The organism is Vibrio sp. V42_P2S4T144 (assembly GCF_009904715.1).
In the GTDB taxonomy this organism is placed as follows: Bacteria; Pseudomonadota; Gammaproteobacteria; order Enterobacterales; family Vibrionaceae; genus Vibrio; species Vibrio alginolyticus.
On the sequence record NZ_WXWS01000088.1, the window covers coordinates 1 to 5,273 of the forward strand.

Annotated in this window: 6 protein-coding genes; 3 read left to right on the plus strand and 3 right to left on the minus strand. The window is 44.5% G+C overall.

Annotated elements, in window-relative coordinates:
* Window positions 1-91 precede the first annotated feature (91 nt).
* On the minus strand, window positions 92-997 hold the full coding sequence (locus CAG68_RS02815) for a hydrogen peroxide-inducible genes activator (protein ID WP_005383681.1): 906 nt from the start codon (window positions 995-997) through the stop codon (window positions 92-94).
* Between the two features lie 199 nt (window positions 998-1,196).
* Between CAG68_RS02815 and CAG68_RS02820 the strand changes: the two genes are divergently transcribed.
* The 3 genes from CAG68_RS02820 (at window position 1,197) to ppk2 (ending at window position 3,682) form a co-directional block, all read left to right on the plus strand.
* A complete protein-coding gene (locus CAG68_RS02820; RefSeq protein ID WP_005381738.1) occupies window positions 1,197-1,808 on the plus strand; it encodes a peroxiredoxin C in 612 nt (203 codons plus the stop codon).
* 283 nt (window positions 1,809-2,091) lie between these two features.
* Window positions 2,092-2,835, plus strand: a complete 744-nt coding sequence (locus CAG68_RS02825; RefSeq protein WP_086047120.1) for a copper homeostasis protein CutC — start codon at window positions 2,092-2,094, stop codon at window positions 2,833-2,835.
* Between the two features lie 70 nt (window positions 2,836-2,905).
* Window positions 2,906-3,682 (plus strand): polyphosphate kinase 2, encoded by a 777-nt coding sequence (gene ppk2 / locus CAG68_RS02830; RefSeq protein WP_086046544.1) that lies wholly within the window; start codon window positions 2,906-2,908, stop codon window positions 3,680-3,682.
* A gap of 62 nt (window positions 3,683-3,744) precedes the next feature.
* On the opposite strand, the gene phoU is transcribed toward ppk2, so the two are convergent.
* Both phoU and pstB read right to left on the minus strand, forming a co-directional pair.
* Window positions 3,745-4,443 (minus strand): phosphate signaling complex protein PhoU, encoded by a 699-nt coding sequence (gene phoU, locus CAG68_RS02835; protein WP_054729189.1) that lies wholly within the window; start codon window positions 4,441-4,443, stop codon window positions 3,745-3,747.
* 30 nt (window positions 4,444-4,473) lie between these two features.
* Window positions 4,474-5,273, minus strand: an 800-nt coding sequence (gene pstB / locus CAG68_RS02840; protein ID WP_237667828.1) for a phosphate ABC transporter ATP-binding protein PstB, incomplete at its 5' end; no start/stop codon positions are given.

Here is a 5,273-nt window from a genome sequence, read left to right on the forward strand (position 1 = left end):
AAGTTTACCAACAGAATAAAATACTAGAAAGCGCACTGTTTCCAGTGCGCTTTTAGATAAATAATGGAGAAGTAAGGGCTAATACTAATAGCTAAAGCAGCTCTGAAACGACTTCTGCAAGTTGATTAAATGTTTTCGTTCTTGACGAGCTCGGACGCCAAACTAAGCCGATTTCGCGATAAGCTTGTTTACCAGGAGGATCGATCACGACTAAATTCTGGTTATGCAGCAAGCCATGGTCGATAGCCATTTGAGGAATGAACGTTGTTCCCAAACCATTCGCAACCATTTGCACCAGTGTATGGAGGCTGGTTGCCGTAAACGGATTGATTTTTTCTTTGTCTGTTAATTTACACGCTGATACCGCATGTTCCGTTAAGCAATGTTCTTTCTCTAGTAGAAAGACGGATTCGTCAGGTAAATCCGCGTAACGAATCGGCACAGGGACCGATTGGGCTTGATTAGCGCTTATAACCATTCGAAATGGATCCTTACCCACTACTCGGCTTTCCATCCCATCAATTTCGACTGGTAACGCTAAAATAAGCACATCCAGCTCACCATGTCTGAGCGCTTGAAGTAAGTTTGTCGTCGTGTCTTCTCTTAATAAAAGATTCAGTTGTGGAAAACGGTAGTTCACCTCTTGTACCAAATCACACAGTAAAAACGGAGCAATTGTTGGTATACATCCTACTTTTAGCTGGCCTTGCATATCGTCGCCTTGGCACATACGTCCAAGCTCGACCAAATCTTGCCCTTTTGCTAACAGCTCTCGCCCCTGCTTTACTACCATTTCTCCTGTTTGGGTAAAAACCAGTGGACTTTTCTTATCTTTCTTTTCATATAATGGACAGCCAATCAATTCCTCTAAGTTTTGAATACCCTTACTTAAAGTCGACTGACTGACAAAACAACGCTCTGCAGCGTCACTAAAATGTCTTGTTTCATGCAGTGTGACTAAATAGTGTAACTGCTTCAAACTGGGCCATTTATTCATAATTGTATTTGTATCTACCGCCGTTCCAGTGATCGAGTTAAGAGTTTTGTTATTATCGTTTTTTTCGATTAACTCAATCTATTTATTTCGCTTTTTTCAATACTACAATCTGTACTATAGTTTGTCTCGTACAAACACGAACCAAACCGACACAACTGAATTCGGTTTGGAGCTAACCATACTTTTTAGGAGCAAAAAAATGGTACTAGTAGGTCGTCAAGCCCCTGATTTTACTGCAGCAGCTGTTCTAGGTAACGGTGAAATCGTTGAAAACTTCAACTTTGCAGAGTTCACTAAAGGTAAGAAAGCAGTAGTATTCTTCTACCCACTAGATTTCACTTTCGTTTGCCCATCTGAGCTAATCGCATTCGACAACCGTCTAGCTGACTTCCAAGCTAAAGGTGTTGAAGTAATCGGTGTTTCTATCGATTCTCAGTTCTCTCACAACGCATGGCGTAACACTGCTATCGAAGATGGCGGTATCGGTCAAGTTAAGTACCCACTAGTTGCTGACGTTAAGCACGAAATCTGTAAAGCTTACGACGTTGAGCACCCAGAAGCAGGCGTTGCTTTCCGTGGTTCTTTCCTAATCGACGAAGAAGGCGTTGTACGTCACCAAGTAGTTAACGACCTACCACTAGGCCGTAACATCGACGAAATGCTACGCATGGTTGACGCTCTTAACTTCCACCAGAAGCACGGCGAAGTATGTCCTGCACAATGGGAAGAAGGTAAAGCAGGTATGGACGCATCTCCAAAAGGTGTTGCAGCGTTCCTATCTGAGCACGCAGCTGACCTAGGCAAAAAATAATAGACCTTCACCCTAGCTCAACGGGTGTGATGGTTGGATGTATATAAAGCAATAAGCTAATGCGGAAAACCGCAAACGCCAATCAGTCTAAGTAAAGTCCTATCAAAGCCCAGAGCCTCTGCTCTGGGCTTTCTTTTTCCTTCAGATAAACCGCCAAAATGAGGTAACGCTTTAGCGTAAACTTTACCTCTATTTATCATCCCCTCCATACAGATTCTGCTTACTGGCCCTGTTAATATCTTAGCCACAACACTTATTTGTAACGTTAGCAGGATGAATGAACGTGGTTACTCACCTAGAAGTCTGTATTGATAATATTGAATCTCTGCACTACGCCATTGCTGGCTGCGCCACTCGGATTGAACTTTGCTCCTCTTTGGCTTTAGGCGGACTAACACCCAGTTATGGCTTTATGCAGCAAGCGGCTAAGCTTTCTAGTGTTCCAGTTTATGCCATGATCCGCCCACGCCAAGGTGACTTCTTCTACAATGAAGAAGAGATCGAAATGATGCGTTGGGATATTGAAGCAGCTCACCAATCAGGCTTGAGCGGTGTCGTGTTCGGCGTGCTCACTCAAGACGGTGATATTCATATGCCTTACGCGGCTGCGCTGTGTGAATTTGCTCAAGCGCTTGGCTTAGGCGTGACCTTCCATCGTTCCTTTGACCAGTGTCGTGACGCTGAAAAAGCTTTGGAAGAAGTGATCAGCTTAGGTTGTGAACGTATTTTAACCTCCGGTCTTGCGCCTTCAGCACCACAAGGGATCGATGTGCTTAGAGCTTTGGTTAAGCAAGCCCAAGGACGCATAGCAATCATGGCGGGTGCTGGCGTTAATGCGAGTAACGTACGTGCGTTAGTAGAAGACACTCAAGTTCCTGAAATCCATCTGTCAGGCAAAACCACACGCCCTAGCCAAATGACCTTTGTTGCTGAACAAAGCAAAATGGGCGCATCCGATGTCGATGATTTTTTAATCCCCATCACAAGTACACAAGCCATTACCGATGTCGTAGCAGCTCTCAAATAGACGACCGTAACCTCACGCGCATAGCTTTTGAGTGCTAACATATTGTTTATCAAGGAGTGAGGAAAGGTGTATGTCTAAATTGAAGAAAAAGGAATACGAAAAGGAGCTCAAAAACCTTCAAGTTGAGCTCGTAAAACTTCAAGAGTGGGTCAAACACAAAGGGTTAAAAGTGGTGGTTCTGTTTGAAGGACGTGATGCTGCGGGCAAAGGCGGAGTGATAAAGCGAATTACAGAAAAGCTAAACCCGCGTGTTTGTCGCGTAGTGGCTCTGCCTGCACCGACAGAAAAAGAAAAAACGCAATGGTACTTCCAACGTTACGTCGCTCATTTACCATCTGCTAGTGAAATCGTTTTATTTGACCGAAGTTGGTATAACCGAGCAGGTGTCGAAAAAGTCATGGGGTTCTGTACTCCAGACGAATACGAGGAGTTTTTACGCTCTTGCCCTGAATTCGAGAGAATGTTGCAACGATCTGGGATTATTCTGATTAAGTATTGGTTTTCGGTTTCAGACGAAGAGCAGGAAAAACGTTTTCTAGGTCGAATTAATACGCCGATCAAACGTTGGAAATTCAGCCCAATGGATTTAGAGTCACGTCATCGCTGGGCGGAGTATTCGGAAGCAAAAGATAAGATGTTTGCCTATACAGACACGAAAAACTGCCCTTGGTGGGTCGTCCCTTCTGATGACAAAAAGAAAGCGCGCTTGAACTGTATCAGTCATTTACTAAGCCAGATTGACTACAAAGCACTTGAGTACTCCCCCATCGAATTACCTGAACTCAATAAAGAAGGTTACGTCAGAGCGCCCATTGATGATCAGACCTTCGTTCCTGATAAATATTAACGTGCTTTCCTTCTCTCTAATAAATAGGCCAGCCTAAAAGCTGGTCTATTTGCTGAAGTCAGTTACTTCAGTACGTCATCAATACTTTGATCACCTAGGTGGCGTACATCTTTCCCTTTCACAAAGTAAATAATGTATTCACAGATGTTCTGGCAGCGGTCCCCCACGCGTTCAATCGCGCGTGCCGACCACATCACTTGCAGAATATTAGGGATATTTTTTGGATCTTCCATCATGTATGTCATCAACTGACGAATCACCGCTTCATACTCGGCGTCTAGTTTGTCATCTTGTTTGTGCACCTCTGCTGCTGCTTCTACATCCATGCGGGCAAACGCATCTAAAACCTGATGCAGCATATTAATTGCCTGACGGCAGAGAGGCTCTAACGACACTTGGAATTGTCGTTCTTTTGATGATGGGCTTTCGATGGCAACGTAAGCAATGCGTGTCGCCACGTCACCGATACGTTCTAAATCCGTGATCGTTTTGATGATAGCCATGATTAAGCGCAAGTCTTTTGCCGTTGGCTGACGCTTAGCAATAATGCGTGTGCAGGCGTCATCGATCGAGACTTCCATCGCATTCACTTTATGATCGTCACGCACAACCATACGCGCCAGTTCGATGTCTTCTTTATGCAAGGCTTGAATAGCATACGAAAGCTGCTGTTCTACCAAGCCACCCATGGTTAATACATGAGTACGAATCGATTCTAGCTCTACGTTAAATTGTCCTGAAATATGACGTCCAAAGTGCATGATGTTCCTTATTCCGTATAGAGTCGCGACTTAACCGTAGCGACCCGTAATGTAATCTTCGGTCTGTTTCTTCATTGGCGAAGTGAAGATCGAGTCCGCGTCAGAGTATTCAATTAACTTACCCATATGAATGAATGCAGTATGATCGCTCACTCTCGCCGCTTGTTGCATGTTATGGGTAACGATAACGACAGTATATTGAGTCTTCAGCTCATTGATAAGCTCTTCAATAGTTAAAGTTGAGATTGGATCCAACGCTGATGTTGGCTCGTCCAATAACAGGACTTCCGGCTCAATCGCCACCGCGCGCGCAATGACCAAGCGCTGTTGCTGACCACCAGATAAGCCAAATGCGTTCTCATGCAAGCGGTCTTTTACCTCATCCCACAACGCCGCCGAGCGCAAGGATCGCTCCACTGCGTCATCTAAACTGCGGCTGTTTTTTACACCTTGTAAGCGTAAGCCATAAACTACATTTTCATAAATAGACTTAGGAAATGGATTGGGTCTTTGAAACACCATCCCCACTCGGCGTCGAAGTGTCGCAACATCGACATTAGGATGATAAACATTCTTGCCATGGAGACGCACTTTGCCTGTGACTCGACACCCTTCCACTAAGTCGTTCATGCGATTGATGCAACGTAATAACGTCGACTTTCCACACCCTGAAGGACCGATAAAAGCGGTGACTCGCCCTTTGGGAATTCGCATCGAAATATCATGCAGCGCCTGAGTTTGACCATAGAACAGATTAAGGTTCTCGATTGAGATGGCTGTTTGTTCATCCGTTAAATTATGAACATCCAATGGTGGCTCATAACCTAATG